Origin of the sequence: Ensifer sp. ENS02 (assembly GCF_014851885.1) — a bacterium.
Classification (GTDB): domain Bacteria; phylum Pseudomonadota; class Alphaproteobacteria; order Rhizobiales; family Rhizobiaceae; genus Ensifer; species Ensifer adhaerens.
The window spans coordinates 1-18,630 of record NZ_JACVAO010000027.1 but is presented as its reverse complement, the minus strand read 5'-3'; the positions used below and the strand labels follow the sequence as shown (position 1 = coordinate 18,630).

At 59.0% G+C, this 18,630-nt stretch carries 11 protein-coding genes; 7 read left to right on the top strand and 4 right to left on the bottom strand.

The window, feature by feature from the left end:
* Window positions 1-115 precede the first annotated feature (115 nt).
* The 6 genes from IB262_RS33120 to IB262_RS33095 all read left to right on the top strand — a co-directional run bounded on the left by IB262_RS33120 (window position 116) and on the right by IB262_RS33095 (window position 7,352).
* A protein-coding gene (locus IB262_RS33120; RefSeq protein WP_192494427.1) for an IS5 family transposase occupies window positions 116-879 on the top strand; the annotation gives its coding sequence in 2 pieces (ribosomal slippage) (window positions 116-443 and window positions 443-879; 765 coding nt in all).
* A 510-nt stretch (window positions 880-1,389) separates the two neighbouring features.
* Window positions 1,390-1,920 carry a dihydrofolate reductase family protein gene (locus IB262_RS33115; protein WP_192494426.1) on the top strand — a complete coding sequence of 177 codons (531 nt, stop codon included), beginning with the start codon at window positions 1,390-1,392 and terminating at the stop codon, window positions 1,918-1,920.
* Window positions 1,921-2,429: 509 nt separating this feature from the next.
* Entirely contained in the window at window positions 2,430-4,034 is a 1,605-nt protein-coding gene (locus tag IB262_RS33110; protein ID WP_192494425.1) for a serine hydrolase, read from the top strand.
* A 118-nt stretch (window positions 4,035-4,152) separates the two neighbouring features.
* Entirely contained in the window at window positions 4,153-5,706 is a 1,554-nt protein-coding gene (locus IB262_RS33105) for an ISL3 family transposase (protein WP_192494424.1), read from the top strand.
* A gap of 235 nt (window positions 5,707-5,941) precedes the next feature.
* Window positions 5,942-6,496: a hypothetical protein gene (locus tag IB262_RS33100; RefSeq protein WP_192494423.1), complete on the top strand. Its 555-nt coding sequence runs from the start codon at window positions 5,942-5,944 to the stop codon at window positions 6,494-6,496.
* Window positions 6,497-6,611: 115 nt separating this feature from the next.
* On the top strand, window positions 6,612-7,352 hold the full coding sequence (locus IB262_RS33095; protein WP_192494422.1) for a metallophosphoesterase: 741 nt from the start codon (window positions 6,612-6,614) through the stop codon (window positions 7,350-7,352).
* Between the two features lie 283 nt (window positions 7,353-7,635).
* Here the strand turns inward: IB262_RS33095 and IB262_RS33090 are convergent, their stop codons facing one another.
* Both IB262_RS33090 and IB262_RS33085 read right to left on the bottom strand, forming a co-directional pair.
* Window positions 7,636-11,262 (bottom strand): LysM domain-containing protein, encoded by a 3,627-nt coding sequence (locus tag IB262_RS33090; protein ID WP_192494421.1) that lies wholly within the window; start codon window positions 11,260-11,262, stop codon window positions 7,636-7,638.
* Window positions 11,263-11,345: 83 nt separating this feature from the next.
* Window positions 11,346-14,369: a peptidoglycan-binding protein LysM gene (locus tag IB262_RS33085; protein WP_192494420.1), complete on the bottom strand. Its 3,024-nt coding sequence runs from the start codon at window positions 14,367-14,369 to the stop codon at window positions 11,346-11,348.
* Between the two features lie 1,045 nt (window positions 14,370-15,414).
* Here IB262_RS33085 and IB262_RS33080 point away from each other — a divergent pair.
* Window positions 15,415-16,248 (top strand): helix-turn-helix domain-containing protein, encoded by an 834-nt coding sequence (locus tag IB262_RS33080; protein ID WP_192494419.1) that lies wholly within the window; start codon window positions 15,415-15,417, stop codon window positions 16,246-16,248.
* A 213-nt stretch (window positions 16,249-16,461) separates the two neighbouring features.
* Here IB262_RS33080 and IB262_RS33075 read toward each other — a convergent pair whose 3' ends face one another.
* Entirely contained in the window at window positions 16,462-16,788 is a 327-nt protein-coding gene (locus IB262_RS33075; protein WP_192494418.1) for a hypothetical protein, read from the bottom strand.
* 59 nt (window positions 16,789-16,847) lie between these two features.
* Window positions 16,848-18,630 (bottom strand): LysM domain-containing protein (locus IB262_RS33070; protein ID WP_192494417.1); only part of this gene is annotated, 1,783 nt, incomplete at its 5' end.

Here is an 18,630-nt window from a genome sequence, read left to right as displayed (position 1 = left end):
TGCGTAAAGCGCCTTCATTCTAAGCGTCGACCAATAACCTACAGCGTAAACTCATAAAAGTTCTTGGCATTTATCTGCCGCCGTGATTCAAGGCTTCGAAATAGGGAAGCATTTGATGACGCGTCGTCGCTACGAACTGACTGACCACGAATGGTCGATCATATCGCCGTTGTTGCCCAACAAGCCACGCGGTGTTGCCCGCGTTGATGATCGGCGGGTACTGAATGGCATCCTCTGGCGGTTTCGAACGGGCTCGCCTTGGGCGGAGGTTCCTGAACGCTATGGCCCACCGACGACCTGTTACAACCGCTTCGTCCGCTGGCGCAAAGCCGGGGTATGGGATCGGCTTCTTGAAGCGGTGTCCAAGGCCTACGATGGCGACATTGTGATGATCGACTCGACCTGTGTCCGCGTTCACCAGTACGCGGCCACGGGAAAAAAAGGGATGGAGACGATGGTGACATGGGACGTTCCCGCGGCGGGCTTACGAGCAAAATCCACGCGCTCGTCGATGCCGAAGGTCGCCCGGCCAATCTGCGTCTGACTGGTGGACAGATCGCCGATTGTGCCGAAGCCGACGCGCTGACGGATGAGCTTGGCGAGGGGGGCATCCTGCTGGCCGACAAGGGGTATGACACGAATGCCATTCGGGCGAAGGCCGCCGAGCGGAAGGCCTGGGCCAACATCCCGCCGAAGAGTAATCGCAAGGGCTCTTTCGTGTTCTCGCGCTGGGTCTATCGGCAACGCAATCTCGTGGAACGGTTCTTCAACAGGATCAAACAGTTCCGAGGCATCGCAACCCGATATGACAAGCGCCCGGAAAACTACCTCGCCGCCGTAAAGCTCGTCGCAACAAGAATCTGGTGCAAGAGTTTATGAGTCGACACCGTAGGTGATATTTGCGCTAATCTGAGCGTTTCGAAACCAATCGAAGGGCGAGGCGGGCCGCATCCCGTGCTGTTTGTGACCGGGATGCGGGTTGCAAAGTATTGGCGAACAGCAAAGCATCGGTAAAACCAGTTTATGCCCTCTGTTGGAAATCCATCAGAGCCCGGACCTGGTCTGGAAGTTTGAGCAAAGACGTTAGCATGCCAGTCTCCTGATAGGTGAAAATCTTATCGGTCACATTAATAGTGACTGAAGGCTCGCTGCTTTGTGTACACATGCGCCGCCCGCATCAAGTGGGCGCGCCGAAGCGGCATTGCATGGGGCGTTGTGTTGGCTTGCTGTCCGATTTGTGTGGCTGCGCACGTTGATACTGGCATCACGAATATAGCCTTGAGGATGTCACATTGAATTGTGATGTCAGAGACTATGTGATAGTGCTAAGGACGATGGAGACACTGGGTGCCCGGTGATCGTCCGAACTCTGAAGCAAGGAGAGTCTTTATGGCGAAAGTAATCGTGTCTGAGTTCCTGACCCTGGACGGTGTTGCCGAGGCGCCTGAAAAATGGTCGCTGGAGTTTTGGAACGACGACCTGGCCGCGTTCAAGCTGCAGGAACTTCAAAATGCCGATGCTTTGCTGCTTGGTCGCGCCACCTATGACATTTTCGCAGGATCGTGGCCGTCGCGCTCGGGGGATCCCTATTCCGACCGCATCAATGCCATACCGAAATACGTGGCGTCGAAATCAGGAAACGACCTTGCCTGGAACAATTCCACGTCCCTTTCCGAAAATCTGGTCGAGGAGGTTGAGCGCATCAAGAAGAGCGCATCCGGGGACATCCTCGTGTTCGGCAGCCTGTCCTTTGCCGAGGAGTTGCGCAAGGCAAACCTTGTCGATGCCTACCAGTTGCTGATCTACCCGGTGTTGCGCGGATGTGGCAAGCGGCTCTTTCCGCAAGGCGTTGAAGGGACGCTCAAGCTTGAGAGCTTGCGCGCCTTTGGCGAAGCTGTCCTCGTCACCTATGAGGCATAGGGCACAGTCGATAGGTTGTCACTCGACACGGATGCAGACGAAATTCCCGGCCATTTTTTTGGCCGGTAGCAACACGGCGCTGAGGGCGGGTAGAGGCGGCGGGAGAGTAATCCGACGAGGCAGCGTCAGCGGAACGGAATGGAATGGAATGGCCTGGATCTCAGTGCAGCATCACAATGGGGGGGCCGTGGCCATATTTCCGTCCGCTCGATCCGAACTGGCAAGCCACGCCGGCGCACGCGGGCCCGAAGCCCAGCTGGCGTAGGGCAATGCCAGGGGCGCAGCATCACGCCAGCCGATACCCGGTCGGCGAAAGGCGGAGCCGGCTCAGACAATGCGAGTGCGCGCGCCACGGGCTTACGCGCTTGTGTTGAGTGAACTCCTCTTACATTCCTTGATCCCGGCACTTCTGGCAATGCCGGCGTTCCGGTACGGGGCCAGAACGGAACGCGAGTATTCAACGCGAGCTTTCGCTCATATTCTGGCGCCTCGAAAAGTGCGGAGGTGGGATGAGTGAGCAGATACACAAACGGCCCAACGCAATCGGGTCGCTTATCATTGTCGGGGCGATGCTCGCGCTGACCAGAACGGTCCACGTCTGGCAAGAGGGCTCGATCTTGGCCTGGGCGCTGTTGGGTCTTGCAGCGGGCTGCACCGCCGCCTTGCTGCTCGGGTGGACAAGGCTGGTCAAAGGGTCTTTAAGGAAGAACCGCGTTCGTATCGCGCTTCTGGCGCTTGTGGGCGCGGGCGCGCTGACCCTCAACGGATGCGAAAGCACCTGGAAGGTACTCGCTGTCCCTCCCCACTTCGTCAGTCATCAACTTTGTTCCGCTGTGTTTGTTGCCGGGCTGGAGCCGGTTGGGTACTACCGCGAAGCGATCCAGCCAAAGTTTGGCGCTGCGAGCAACTTCATCCGATACGAGCTCGATCGCCAGCGTCGCGAAGTGCGGGTCTCGTTTATGGGTGTGGTTAAAAGCCGTTCCATTTACGAAGGCCCATTGGGGTGCCGCGTAACCCATGCCGCTGAGCCCGTGCCGGAGCGCACAGCGATGGTCCCGTCATCAGTACCTGCGACCCCTGTGGAGACCATTGCTCCTCAAAGCGCGGCCTTGGCTGACGCCCTTCAGCATGCCTTTGCTGATCCGCAGACCGCTCCGCACCGCTACACGAAAGCGGTGGTGGTCGTTCACCGTGGCCGCATTATTGGTGAACGTTATGCTTCAGGCGTCACGAGCGCCACCCCGCTTCAGGGTTGGTCGATGACCAAATCGGTCACCAATGCACTGCTCGGTATTCTGGTGCGCAAGGGCAAACTTGACATGAACGCGCCTGCACCGATCGCTGAATGGTCTTCGCTGGGCGATTCGCGGCATCGTATCACCAGCGATCAGTTGCTGCGCATGGTGAGCGGTATCGGCTGTGGGGACTCCTTGCACACTGCCGGCTGGCATACGTTGTTCGATCCTGACACCCAAATGGAATACGACATTCCGGACCAGGCCAGCTTTGCAGCAAAGGCCGGGTTGCGTGCAAAGCCCGGTGACCAATGGCAATACACGAATTGCAATTACGTCCTTTTGTCTCGGATCATTCGCGATGCGATCGGCGGTGACCCGGTTCGTGTGAGAACCTTCTTCGAAAACGAAATCTTCAAGCCGCTCGGCATTGAAACCGCCACGTTCGAGTTCGACAGTGCCGGTACACCGCTTGGAACGGCTCAACTTTGGGCAAGCGCGCGCGACTGGGCGCGGTTCGGTCTCCTCTACCTGCGCGACGGCGTCACTTCGAGCGGTCAGCGCCTTCTTCCTGAAGGCTGGGTGGATTATTCCGCGCAACTGACAGCACAGAGCAGCGATCTTGGCTACGGAGCGGGATTTTGGACGCAACGCGGAAATTCAAGCGGCGGGCGTGCGCGCATTGCGGCCGGAATGCCCGCCGATAGTTTCATGGCGGTTGGAAGCCAGGGCCAATACACCATCGTCATCCCCTCCGAGGATCTTGTGATTGTACGGTTGGGCTGGTCCTATACGCCCGACGACGACATCATTGCGACTGAACGCCTGACACGGGAGGTCATCGCAGCCGTTCACACAAGCAAAGAACTGCAGAATTGACGGCTGTCAATCAGCGTCCAAAATTCACCCCTTATCGGCATCCAATTTTGGCTCTGACTCAGTTTTGATGCAGTTGTAACGATGCTGCTTTGTGGGTTTCCACAAAGGAATCAGCTTGATGAGCACCAAGTTTCGCCCCTCTGATTTGGTACCGGTTGGCTTCATCGCCGAACGCATCACCCACATTGACGATGAGACCTGCATCTTGCTTTCTCGAGCCGGCGCTACTGCGACGTGTCCGGCATGCGGACGGATGTCGCGAACGGTTCGAAGTCGCTATTGCCGCCAGGTCGCGGACCTCCCCCTGTCAGGAAGGCGCGTCAGGCTTCTCGTGCGTACGAGGAGGTTCACCTGTGACGCGGTGCTCTGCGGCAAGCAGATATTCGCCGAGCGGTTCGGCGATGTGCTACCTCCCTACGCCAGACGAACCGGGCGTCTCGAGCATCTCGTCCACCATCTGGCCCTAGCGCTTGGAGGACGCCCGGCGGCGCGTTTTGCCCAGCGGCTGATGCTTCCCGTCAGCAACGACACCCTGCTACGAGTTATCCGCAGGCAGGGATTACCGCTGTCGACCCCACCCTCGGTGATCGGCATCGACGACTGGGCCTGGCGGCGCAATCATCGCTATGGCACGATCGTGTGTGACCTGGAGCTTCGGCGGCCGATCCGTCTGCTGCCGGACCGTGAGCCAGCGACGGCAGAGGCCTGGTTGCGGCGAAATCCCCAAATCCAAATCGTTGCTCGTGACCGCGGCGGCGCTTACGGGCTGGCGGCAGCAAAGGCGTTGCCTGATGCAGTGCAGGTCACCGATCGATGGCATCTGATGGAGAATGCCAGCCGTGCATTCCTGGACTCCGTCCGCAAATCGATGCGACAAATCCGCAGGACGCTCGGTGCAACGCGCATCAATCCCAAGCTGCTGACCGCGGCCGAACACCTTCAATACGAAGGCTATCTCCGGCGCGAACAGACCAACACAGCCATCATGGCGTTCGCTAGGGACGGTGTCGCGATCAAGGAAATCGTGCGCCGTACTGGTCATAGCCGCGGCTTGGTCCGTCAGGTGCTCAGAGGACAACGAAACGACGTCTTTCGGTCAAGAGAAAGTTCGTTGGAAACCTATCTCGAATGGCTCGACGCGCAATGGGCTGCCGGCAAGCGGAACGCTACTGAGCTATGGCGGCGGTTGAGAACGCAGGGCTTTCGTGGTTCGCGCCGGGTCGTGAGTGAATGGGCCACACGACGGAAGCGGGCCGACAAGGCAGATGCGGAAACGTTGACCCGCATTCCCTCCGCCCGGACGATCGCCCGACTTTTGACAACCAGCAGAGACAACCTGACGAAATCCGAGACCGTCACCATCGCCGCAATAGAAGGTGGTGTTCCTTTGCTGGTCAAAGCTCGTGATATCATCACCGACTTCCATCGCATGATCCGGCGCAAGGCGGAAAACGAACTCACGCCGTGGATCGATCGCGCCCGCGACAGTCTAGTAGCCTCCTTCGCCAACGGTGTCGTCAACGACCGTGCAGCCGTTAGCGCTGCAATCAGTTCGCCATGGTCGAACGGGCAGACCGAGGGGCAGATCACCAAGCTCAAGCTGGTAAAACGCCAGATGTACGGACGCGGAAAACTCGATCTCCTTCAAGCCCGCTTGATTGGCGCAACGTGAGAGAATTGCACCAAATCTGCGTCAGAGCCAAATTTGCACGCCGGAACACAGACGGCCGGAAACATGTCGTGCGCTGGTTGCGCCGGGTTCGATGCGCGCATGTCGATTGATCACAGCATCGCCAAAAGCCTATTTTGATAATCACAATGATGAATCTGCTTTTGATGTGATGGATTGCCTGCTATGATGCACTTGTGTCTCAGCATTTCACCCTATGCAGATAAGGGAGACGAGCATGGCAGTGACAAAAAGTGAGTTTGACGGCGGCAAATGGTGCGTGTCACGCGAAGATAATGCCGACAAATGGCAGGGAACCGTGGACACGTTCAAGGTTGACCGGAAAGTCGATCAAAAATGGTTTGGTGACTATGACATCGTGGATGTCGATGTTTTCGATCCCAAGGGCGAAAAGGTCTATCGCGTCGAAGTCCGGGCGTGGGAAGAAACGGTGACGGTCTATGATGTCAATGACCGAGCACTAATTCAGTGGGATGAGGACGGCCATAACACTGAGAATACCGATCAGAATCATCATCGGCTTCTGCTTGAGGCGGACCATCTGAACAAGTTTTCGTGCGTGCAGCAAAAGCCTTGCATGACCGTCTCCGTATTTGCCTCGGGATTTTCGGTCAAGGAGGGTGAACAAATAAACGGCGTGTCCATCACCACGCAGGATGGCAAGCATTCCTCCAGCCTAAATTTGGCCGCGATCGATGACGATGGCGCGATTCCAGAGGACTTTTCTGACACTGGAAAGATCCGGATCGTCGATACTATTCCTCGTCGGTGAGAGGCCTTTTGGCCTCAGTGGCGTCGCGTATAGCATTTGATCGCCAGGTGATGCGCATGCGAACCTGTCTCCGCAAGAAGCACAGGTTCGAAGTCGTCAATGCGCCGGAGGGCCAATGGTTGTCGTCTGTTCAGAATGGATCCCTGCAATCCGCAAGGTTGATCAGAAGACCGCTGTCTGTGCAATTGGCGATGTTCATGGATGCGCCGACCTTCTGGAAGAGATGCATGCCCGCCTTGCTCACGAACTTGGCCTCATCTCGCCGGGTGCTGCCCATTGCATCCATCTGGGTGACCTGATCGACCGCGGGCCGGAAAGCTTGCGCGCGCTCAGGTTGGCCATGCAGGGGATTCCCGGCGCGACCAACCATACCATCATTGGAAATCATGAACATCGATTGCTGCAACTGCTTGCCGCGCCGGACACCAGGATAATGGAGCGATGGTTGGCAAATGGCGGTCGTGAGTTCTTTGAAGAGCTTTGCGTCGACCCCACGGCCGGGTGGCAAAAGCGGGTGTCAGAGATTTTAGGCAGCCACGTGATTCAATGGCTGCGTTCATTGCCTCAAAAATTGCTGCATGGACGGTTGCTTTACGTCCACGCAGGCATAGACGTTACGGTTCCGGTTGAACAACAGAGCGCGGCAACGCTTGCCTGGATCCGCGAGCCGTGGCTTTCATCGGTGGGGCCATATGAAAATGACGTAGCCGTCATACATGGCCACACAGCCGTTTGTAATGTTGCTCTCGACAACCAGCACCGGATCAACCTCGACACCGGCGCTTGCGAAACCGGTGTCTTGAGCGCCTTGCTCATCCACGGCAGCCGGATGAAGCTCTTTCAGACCAGAAATTAGCGGCTGCCAGCGGCGTCTGTGACGCGCATCGACCGCTTTGCCCTTTTTCGCAAGGGCACCTGAGTGCCGTCGAGCGGCGGCCAAGCGCCTTTCCTTCAGGAACGCGTGACGCCAGAACTCAATCGGATGACCTCGTTCCAACTGTGGCAATGGTGGGAGTCTGGCGCCGGTGCCTGGGTGCGGCCAGCGCCTATTCTATTCACGAGATCGATGGGGACCGAGGGCCGCCGTTACAGATTTTTCACGCCTGCGTCGTTGCTCGCCCCGCAAGGGGATGCCCCCCTCATGTGGCGACGACATGGCCGGGCGGCAAGAGCAGCCTGTCGCCCGGAAGCAGGAGATTGGGATTGCGCCCGTGCCTTTCTGCGGCGCCTTTTTGATCAAAAAGATCTGCGTTCAGCCAGGGATTTGCCTCCAGGATCGCTTTTTGTGTCGTCGCGTCACCGTTTGATATCCTGTCGAGATTGTCGCCTGGACGTACGGTGTACAGGTTTATGGGCGCAACATCCTCGCTGGCTGGAAGGTCCGGCACGGTGACGGCCGGCGGCGGCTCTTGTTGGGCATAGGAATTGGGCCGGGGGAGAAGAGGCGCGCCGTGAGCATGGAGCCAGTTCTCAAGCCCAGTCGCGCTTTCAATCAAAAGTCCCCTCGAATTGCTGCTCGAGTAAGTCAGCCTTCGCTTCTTCGGGTCATAGTGGCTGTGTTCATCGAGCATGGGATCGAGGCGCATCTCCGGCGAGCCGATGCGGCGATCAAAGCGCCATAGTCCGCTGTTGGTTTCCCAGTATGAATGGGTCGTGGGATCTTCCCAGCGATTGGACGCCGTGTTGAAACCGATATAGCTGTAGTTTGCCAGCTCGATCTTGCGCGGATCTTCCGGCAGCGCCAGGTATGCCTGGTCAGGTTGGTTCATTTTAGCCTCGCCCTTGTCGAGATGGGCGACGTACTCGGCCGATGCGTCCATCGCTTGTTCAGTGGGGCCCAAGGCTGATAACCATTGATAAAAGCCGGCCGGGTCGCCGCCCATCTCATGAAAGGCGCGCGCCAATCCGGCTGATTTCGGGTCACCGGACCACCACTTGAACTGTGACATGAGATCAACCGATTGTGCGGGCATTACTGCACCTTCAAGGAAGGTTCGTTCGATCGCTTCGCTCTTGGTGATCGCTCGATCCTGATCGACACCCCAGTTGATGAGCGTCGTTGACAGGTAGCCAATGTTGACGAGCCAGCCAATCGGGTTCGTTCCAATGACGGGAACCCTTCGAAGCACCGCCTCGATGCCGTCAAGAACGACCTTGCTTTGTGAAAGGCTGCCAATCACCGATTTGTAGACACCCTCTCGCAAAGCGGGCGACTGCATCAGCCGCTTGGCCAGTTCGCGCACCTGAAGCCGAAGGAGAACGGCGTCGTTGAAGAGATTGACACCGTGCGTCCACGTTTTCACGTTATCCTTGCCGGCATTGTAAACCACGCCGGACGTGTCCCAGACCGTCGCTACAGCCATCAACCCTACCAATGAACCTATCAGTCTGGGGGTCGGTTCAACCACGTCACGCGTGACGATGTCGCGTCGGCTGCCGGGCTCGCAAAATACCCAGGGCGTGTGTTGCTTCATGGCCTCACGAAGCGCGGGCAACCCATCAAACATGTGCGGTCGGAGGCGCGCCATCGCCATGGCGCCTTCGAGCAGATGGAACGCGGCGAAGCCGCCCACAAGCCCCAACAGGATCGGCTTTCGCCATTCCTGACCCGGATCGAACTTTACCTTGTCGTAAAGGTAGACTGTCAACGCTGCCTGGAACGTACCACCAATCCCCCATATCGCCGGTCCGGCGAAGAACGGCAGGTGCCCGACGCGCGTAGCGTTGATGCGCCTGGTATCCTCTTCGGTTGCCCCAAGCGGGACCGGGCCGACCCTTTCCATGTTTTCACCACTGTTGACGCCCCGCACGACATAGGTTTCGGCAAGAAACTCGGCCATGTCGCCAACCATCTGCGCCCGCACGCCGTAAGTCTGTGGAAGTGCGACGTTCTTGGGGGGCAAGGAATTCAGCAGCGCCTCATGGGCCGCTTGCGTGCCGATCCGGCGCGTTGCCTGGTCACTCAGGAACAGCAAAGGCGCAATCTCCTTTCCTTCCATTATCTGGCTGCGGCCAAGCTCGACATCCGAATACTCCCGCAACTTACCGAGCGGCGCCTGATAGAATGTCACGCTTTCACTCATGCGCAGGATTCGGTAGCCCAACGCATCGATCGCCTTTCGATCCTCCTGCATGGCCGCAACGTGCTTCGGATTGGCTTGCCGCAGTGCATCCCGACCACCGGCAAGCTGATCGGGCGTCAGCGTCTGCTCATAGCGAAAGGCTGGATTGCCAAACTGGCCGGCATGCTCAGCGGCCTTGTCATAGGTCTCCTTGCACTGAGCCGAAAACCGCTTCTGTCCAGCATTGATGGCGCGAAAGATGTCGGTTGTGGTAAGGCGTCTGTCCGTGTTCCCGTTGGTGATGACCGGGGCAAGATCCGTTGGCCCGAGTTTGCGAAGTTCGTCAGCCGTCGCCAAAGCGAGGGTCGGATATCCGGCAGCAACACCGTCTTCCAACATGAAGCCGTAGAGCCTGACATCCGGGCTATGGGCGATCGTGCGCGCGACACCTTCGACAGCTGTCTTCGCGCCATCGGATCGCCACTGGCCACTGACCGGACTGGTGTCAGCGCCGATAAAGTCCAGGGTTGCCGCAAGGTCGACGGCAAAACCGGACAGTTGATCCTGTCGAAGGGGAGGGCGTTGTGCATTCGCCTGGGATCTGTCGGTTGTCGCGGCCGTCACCAGTATCTGCCGAAGGTCTGTTGCGACCAGACCGTTGACGATGCGCGCGGACGTCTCACGGGTCACGCCTGGAGTAAGATCGCCATCGGCACGATCGCGAAGCACCTTTGCCGCAGCCACCGGACCCTCCTTGTGAAAGGTCTCGCTGACGGCCTGGATGGCGTTGCGGACGTAGTCGTCGAGGATCCCAATAATGCGAGGGCTGGCCACAACGATTGCGCGCGCGGACGGATCGAACGACGGCTGCATCGCCGCGCCCAGGACGCTCAGCTGAAACGCGGGCGGAGCCGACAACACCTGCTTGATGACACGCGCGGCGTCCACTGCGTTTGCGAGTTCAGGATCACCTTTGTAGCGATCGCCTATTCGTTGCCAGATCCGGTCGGCTGGATCGAGGTCTCTGGGAAGAAACGCCGCCGGCGCCTTCTGGAACGCCTCGTCGAACTCCGCAATCAGCGCATTGACGAGCATCTGCCGGCTCAAGGCGAGGTTGTTTTCGACGTCAGGAAAATCGCTGATCGGTGGGGTCTGACCGGGTTCCTGCTCCGCCAGTCCATCCGCTTTAGAACCAGCCAGGCCCACCATCTGCAAGCTTTGATCCGTCTTGCGCATGGCCGCAGTCTCGGTGCGCACCGACTGCAAGGCGCTCGTCACGATTGTCTGTGCCAGTGCATCATCTCGAAACCGATAGGCGATGTCGCGTGCGGCTGCCTCCATTCCTTGGGCCCGCTTCGGGTCGCCGCCATAGAGCACCCGCAAATATCCGCTAACCGCTTGCCTGGCCTTGCTTTCGTCGTCGTCGGCCGCCGCCTTCTGCCCAAGATAGTAATTCCAACCGGCCGGGTCCGTCTCCGGGGCCTTGTCAAGAAACGGGCGTCGCATCTCGTCGGCGCGCTCACGCGACTGGCCCATCGTCTTAAAGGCGCTGAACACCTCTTCCTGGCCAGGTGGCCGCAAGGTCTCTGTGATTGCGCGGATCTGCCGGCACGCCCGAATGAAGGCTCGAAACGGGCCCGATACAGGGCTTGCGGGCGCGGGATCGGATCCTCGCGTGACGTACTCAAAATCCATCCTGGTCATGTTCACTGCTTTCGTTAAAAACGAAAGTATAGCCGTGATACACTGTGAGTCACAACCATGTGAGGGTAAAAATGACCCATGCATTACGTCAGCGCCGGAATGCCGAGTTCTGCAATGACGACGTCGAGCTGGGCAACCGAGACAGGCGTGACGTCTCCGGAATGAACCTTGGAGGCCGTGCTGCGAGAACCGGCAAAGTTCATTTGGAACAGGTCAGTCCGCGTGAATGAAGGGTCAGTACCGGCCTGATGCGCAAGCCGCGATGCATCGCCGTCGAAGCTGTCCATCGAATTTTGCAGATTTCGAACGAGCACCTCGACCTGTTCGCGCTTCATACCGTTCAGCCAGGCGGCAAGGTTTGCATTGCCTGCCTGATTTCTCGGATCCACCCCTTTCGCTCGGGCATATTGCGCAAGCAACGGGGCGACGCTGTTGCCGTCGTCGCTCTGATCGATGAGCACGTCAGCAACCTCTTTCGACAGACCGTGTGTGGCAAATTGCCGGGCCGCGTCCGTTTCGAATTTGCTGGCTTCGCGTTCTCCCGTGACGATGTACTGCCCGGCCAGGGCGCCAAGGACGACGGCCAGGCCAATTGGCCCGGCAATTGTTCCCGTGCCGAGGGCGGCCACGACCCCGCCTGCGGCGGCCGCACCTTCGAGGGTGCCCATCAGCGCGTCGCCGTTTTCGAAATACCCGACCGCCGTCCAGGCGCCGAGACCCGCCGAGAAAACACCCGCGACTTTCGCTGCCGGAAGACGGCTGCTTCCCAAGTATTTCACGGCGGCGGTATCGTCACCGATCATTCCAATGCCGTTGCCAAACTCGATCACTCTTTGAGACAGGCCGATCGCATTGGCGGCCGTTTCAAGGCTCGCTTTCAAACTTGGATCATCCATTAGATAACTGCTTGAGTGGGCGGTGACGGCGACCGACGCGGCAACGCCGACGAACCTCAGCAACTGGCCGGGACGCGTCTTGCTATCGAATGCGCGAACACCATCGGAGCTCGTAAGCGCATTAAGTTCCCGGTTGGCTGATGCGAAGTTTTCGACGGCCTTGTCGATCGCTTCGCCGCCGGCCGGGATCGATCTTTCAATCGAATCGACCGCTCGCGCCAAATCGGCCTTGGGAATACCAAGCAGCTTGGCCACGTTGCTATCTTTCAGCATAGCGAGAGATTTCCCGACCTTTTCGGGGTCTCCGCTCGACAGAACTGGAACAACGATCTTGCGGACGATTTGGGTTGTGGCCTCTTCCAGCAACTTCCGTCCGCGTTCGAACCCGTGCATGACCCTGGCAAGAGCGTCGGTGCGTGGATCATCGAACAGCTCTGGCTGCTGTTGAAGCGTAATTTTGACCGCAAGGAAGGTTTTGTCGTCGCTGAGAACGTCGGCGATCGTCTGCGCTCCTCCGCTTTCAGGTGGCAGTTGCGCCAGTTGGCCGAGTTGCGACAACAGTTTCTTGCCGTCCGCGGCGACACGTCCCTCAAGCGCGTTGGCTTGATCGGACCAGCCAGCGCCCTTTGACAGCGTATAGTCCTTGATCGCCTGCGCGGTCTGAGCCGGTGTCTGACAGGAACCGATATTGCGTATCAACCACTGAAGTTCTGCGACGTGGTTGGCATAGTCGCCGACACTCTTACCAACCACGGCGTCGGCGAAGCTGCGCACGCCTGGAAAGACCTCGGTCGCAAAATAGGTGGAGGAGGGCCCAAGTTGCGAGGAAAGCGCCAGGGGATAGTCGAGCGATGCGCCGTTTGCGATTGCCTCCTTGACCGAGGAATTGTTGCCGCCAAAGGCTGCGACACGCTTGATGAGGGCATCGCCACCAGGCGCACCGGAGATGCGATCGCAGATCGCCATCCAGTCCCTGAGACCGCCATTGCCAATCAACGGGCCACCCAGCTCCTGTTGGCGGCGACTGTTGGCAGCCTCAAGCGTGGGCAGTGCGTGGGAAAGCAGACGCACTGCAAGGTCCGGATCGGCCCCGTCGACAAGCCTGCGCAAGTTCAGCATGGCGTCAGCCGCGGCACCCTGATCGTTACTTGCGGTCCGCGGATCATAATTTCGAAGTGGCTCGGTCGCCGAACGCGACGCGGCTTCAATTAGTCGCATCGCCTCCGGCGAATGCCGGAGCGCCCGACGGACCTCCGGCGCCGCGTTCGCATAGCCCGCAGCCAGCGCATGATAGGCGCCGTTCGGGTCACTTTGCTGCAAGGCCTGATCCACGATCTTGCGCGCCGCTGGCTCCACGTCCCGCCCGCCATGAGCGGAGGCGCGCAGCCCCACACCCATCCTGCGGGCGGCTTCAACGATAGCACCTTGCGCCGGACCGGCGTCGTCCCAGTTTTCATCAAAGAGGCGCTGCAAGACCGACGCCTGATCGGCCACAGGCACGCCGCTTGCGAAGCTGACTGTCTCGGTCGCAAGTTGCGTCTCAAGGTCGGCGAAGGGAACTTCGGAGGTTTCGGACCATGCCTTCGACTTTTCCCGGAGCTGCGCGTTGTACGCCGCTTCCGGATCGGCTTTTAGCCCGCGTTCACTGATGGCCTCCCTCACGCTCCAGCTTGCTGGTCCGCCTTCAGTCCAATCATGCGTGGCGAGGCGTATCGCTGCGGCCTGCCGTCCGGGTCGTGACAGACTATCCAGATAGACCCCGACATCGCGCTTCATCTTGCTCGCTTCGCCCTGATAGTCGACCCCGTCGGTGTTGGCGATCAGCCGGCCCCGGTCGAAGAGATCCTGAACGAAGAGTGGTTCGCCCTTGGGCACGCCGTCCGCGCCCGTTTTGCTTCTTGCCACCAGTTCGGGTGAGCTCCATGGAATGCTCACGATATCGCCGACATGAAGCTTCGCTTGAGAGTTGGCGGCGACAATGGCGTTGAACGGGACGTAGTAGTCACGGCCAAGGCCCCAGAGGCTGCTGCCGGGCTCGGTGGCGACGGATTTGCCCGCCACGTGGACCGTTGGCGTTTGCCCGCGAGGTGGCTCGTTCCTGGCGAGGACCTGCGTCAGCTCGGCCAGAAACTTGGTCGGATTGTGCAACAGCGACGTCGTGATCGATACGCTCTGGCCCCCGCGCATTCTGTCGTCAAGGCGATTGGACATTAACAGCTCCGATCCGATTGGAAACACGTGGCGCCTAAATGTCCGAGATGCGTGACATTGTGATGACAATTTAATGAATCCCTGGGTAACTATGCAGCTTTCCCGTCGATAATGAATTCATATGCGTTCCAGGATTTCCGGAACTGTTCCGGTCGCGCACGCATCGGGGTGGATCGTTACGATGCTAGCGATTGAAAGAGCACGATTCGAACGCCGCTATTGCGATCGGGCGGGGTGTTGCCAATGCGAGGCTATCACAGGCGACACTTCACATTCTATCCTGGATCGTTGCCTTCTTTGATCATTGTGATACGGTTCTGTGAGTTTTGGTCGATCTCGTGGAAGGCAAGAAATGTACAATATGCTTCGAGGCATCGTCCTTCTGCTCGCCTTGGTAACCGTCAGCGATACCGATGAGGGGACCGGGCATGCGTTTTTCTCCGAGACAGTTCGATCTGAAGAACAGAAGAAGGCCGACAAGCCCAGGCGTTCGCCGCCTGAGGTCAAAGTGAGCGCGATCTGCTGCGCAACGCCCTGAGCGTCCCTGCCGCGTCGGGCAGTCCTTCGTTGTGGTTGCTCCGAAAGGATGTTGCCGCCACACGTTCGATGAGCGGGCGAGGCGCCGATAATCTCGAGCAAGCCAGGTGAAACGGTCCTTTCGGTCCGGGCCGAACAATCACGAAATGCGCTGGACTGGGTCGCATGGAAGAGGCCGGCCACAAACTCCGCCCTGCTTGTCACTGCAACCTGCAATGAGCGCAAAACGCCAGATAATCTAGGCAACGCTGGCAAAAACTGCGCCACCAACGGGACAGCTTTCCGCGAGATGTCGCGCCCGTTGCGCCGGTTCCGAATGCGAGCACACGTCTGCATGATCGCTTCTGCCGTCATCTGAAAACGAACCGTATCGCGGAGCGTTCACCTCAGTGGTTCCTGTTTCGGAATGCGAGTAGACAACGGGCTACTCTCACACAAAATATGAGCACTCGCTCACGTTTTGTAAGAAGGGCAGTTCGCAATGCCGAGTTTTGAGGGTCACGGGAACATGGGTTTGCCGAACATTTTGCGCCAGACACGCGGCGCGTGTGGGCTGAGCCAATTGGACCTTGCCGCCGATATCAATGTGTCACAGCGGCATGTGAGCTTTCTTGAAAGCGGCCGGGCCCGGCCGAGCCGGGACCTATTGATTGCCTGGATGCATCGGGTTAACGCATCCGCCTCGATACGAAACGCCGCCCTGCTTGAGGCCGGTTATGCGCCAACGGGCACCCAGCCTGGTGGAAAGGGGACGTCCAAGCATTGTCTGACTGCGCTTCGCCGGGTGATCGCCGCTTATCAACCGTTCCCCGGGTTTGTGCTCACTTCGGACATGACCTTGGCCGCCTGGAACGATGCCGGCGACTGGCTGTTTTCGACGCTGATGCCGGACCTCTGGGATGCGGGAAGCGATGAGCGCGTGGGGTTGGACATGATTGCGGCGCTATCGCGGCCAGAGGGATTGCTTTCAAGAGCTCTCGATCGCCGCAAAGCGACCGCGGCGATACTGGAACAGCTTCACCTCGAAGCCTGGCTCAACCCCGGCCTTCGTCCGCGGGTCGATGCGCTGGCCGCGTGGCTCAAGGCGTCGACCGCCGACGCCCCGAACATATCCAACGCCGGCATCGATCCGGAGATGCCGCTCGCTTTTGGCACGACCTACGTACCACTGACGTTTCAGACCGACCATTCACTGGTGTCGTTCCTGCGCGTACAGGGTGTCTTTGAACTGCCGCAAGACGTGACGGCGTCTTCCTTGCGCGTCGAGCTGTGGCTCCCCAATGACGACCGTACGCGCGCGCTCGTCACAGGCCTTCCGGCCCAACAAATTGCAAGCCTTTAAAGACGTTCTCACTGCCTTTCCGGCGAAAATCGGCCCCGCTCAGTAGCGCGCACCCTCTTTGGCTTTCGCCTTCTGGCCGCAGCCGAGGAAACCGGACGAGCTCGGGTATGGCGTGGTCGTAGCAATCCATTCGGCCGCTCGAAATTGGGATTGCATGAGCGCGCGAGCACTATCCACCTCCGTGGCCTTTCGTTATTTGACAGAGCGCCCCAATCATGGGCCGCACTTCGGCAGACAAGTTCCCAAAGCATCAAAGCCTGGCGATAGCTTCAGCGGCGTGGCCGCGCAAGCCATTGCGATGACGTCTCTTGTCGCTCCGGCAACAATGCCGTTTTGGTTCGATGAAACGATGGCCTTGACGCGCAGGCAGTTGGTGGATTTCTGAGAATGGCAGAGCCGCCCGCAATCGGCAGACAACACGCCGCCAAAGCGCTGGTCAGTCCGTGCAGTCGACGAGAAAAGATGAGTGACGTCAACTACTTGGTGCGCTTCTCTCAAGTTTGACTTGACAACGCCGAGAAATGACTTGGCCGATGCCACAGTCGGCGCTCGACGAGCCTTGCAGGAACGATCGTGACGCTGATCCATCGACGCGACGATCAGCTGCGGGAAGACTTCACTGCGGGTTCAGCGGCTGGCAGATACACCATGTCGCCCGGGAAGATTAGATTGGGTGCAACCAGATGATCGCGGTTGAGCGACAGCACGACTGCCAAATCAGCACCGTTGGCAGTTGCGATACTCGTGATCGTCTCCCCCGATTGAACTGTGACCGACCTCAGGCCGCGCCCAGTCAGCGCCGGATTATCGCGACCCGAAGGACGCTGGACGCCCCGAGAATGCTCTACTAGGAACCGGGCGGCGGCCCATCCGATATGTTCTACAGCATCGGTACCGAACGCCCCGACGGGAACCCAGATGTTGCCCGATCGATCGACCACAGGCTCGCCTGTTTGTTGCACGAGTGTACCCGACTTCAGGACGGAAATTTTCGCCGAGCTCATGGTTGGACGTTCTCTGAGCTTCAGGCCTGCCTCGGGCAGAACGGCCAGCTGCGGCAGTCGGTTCTGCGGATCCGGAACGCCACTGCCAGGTGTTGCAGGTCCTCCATCGAATGGATCGCCTCCCTCTTTTGTTGCCGCCATGCGTTCTTCTTCTTTTTCTTGTCCGTGACTCGATAAGTTGCCCAGAACCGTTGAGATACCAAATCCCACCATGCCAGTGGCCAGACCTGCAATGGCAAACTGCAACCCTCTGTTCGGTTCGCTTCCTGGCGACTTGGGTGCGGTCATGCCGGGGCTTTTCCTGCTTTTGTAGTCGGCAGCGACCTCTCGCCCGTAGCGCACGCTCATATAGGCCTCGCCTGCCGTCACGAGAATCGCTGACGCATAGATTGGCCATTGAGGTGCAGCGGGGCCTAGGTTTTGTATGAGCTCATAGGCCAAGACCCCGTTTGCGACGGTATCCAGAACGTAACCCCCCATTGAGTGATGCTTAGGGACGGTGACCGCTTTGCCTTTCGTCGCGGCTTCCAGGTTCTCGGCATACCAAACGTGATCGGTCCAGGCATAGATCAGCGCATACCAGGGCGGCGCGCCAACGTGCCTTGCCAGGTTGGGAACCAGAGTGGCCACATTCACCCAGCGAGCGATATTTCCAGCACGGGTGTTTTCAAACTTACCTAGGAAGGCTGCAAGCGGCAGGTAGTTCATGCCCCGAAGCGCCAACGCGGTTCCATGCCAAAGAGGCAATTGATCGGGCGGCAAAACGGACATGAGTGAAGTGCCGGCAATGGTGAGCGGAGCGTAGCGAATTAAGTTCTCTTTCACCCGGGAGCACCCATTTCCCCGTTTGCCTTTCGGATTCGGCTTTGTGACATCGGCGGACTTTGCTTGTTGACCCCGCGCGGTGACAAGTTGGCCGACAAAGTCCCGATAATCGAGGGTGTGTTTCATGGCCGGTATTGGCGGCCGAGGGCGCGCGCCAGCAGCCTTGCGTTCATGATCCAGAAGCCGGAACTCGTCTTTTAGGCGCGATCCTGTTTTCATGTCAGGTAGATTTGGCCTGCCATGAAGGCCCATGCGTTTCGTCGAAAAGCCCGACTTAGCGTTTACCTGTGAGCTAACGCTGGCAAACAGGATCGGATTTGGATGTGGGGTGCGCAGCGAAGCGGATGGGATGGTGTGCATGCCTGCCTTGTCGGTGACTGCGCGCAACGCCTTGGGGGAGGGCGCAGGAACGGAAGCGTCACTCGCTATCGTGGCCGGTTCGAGGGCTAAATCGGTGCGGATGTGATCTCTGCCTGCTGGCGGATTGCCGTGCGGCAGTGCGACCGGGAACGTGTCGGCGCCGATGTCTGATGCTGGTCGGTTTGCCGGGCTG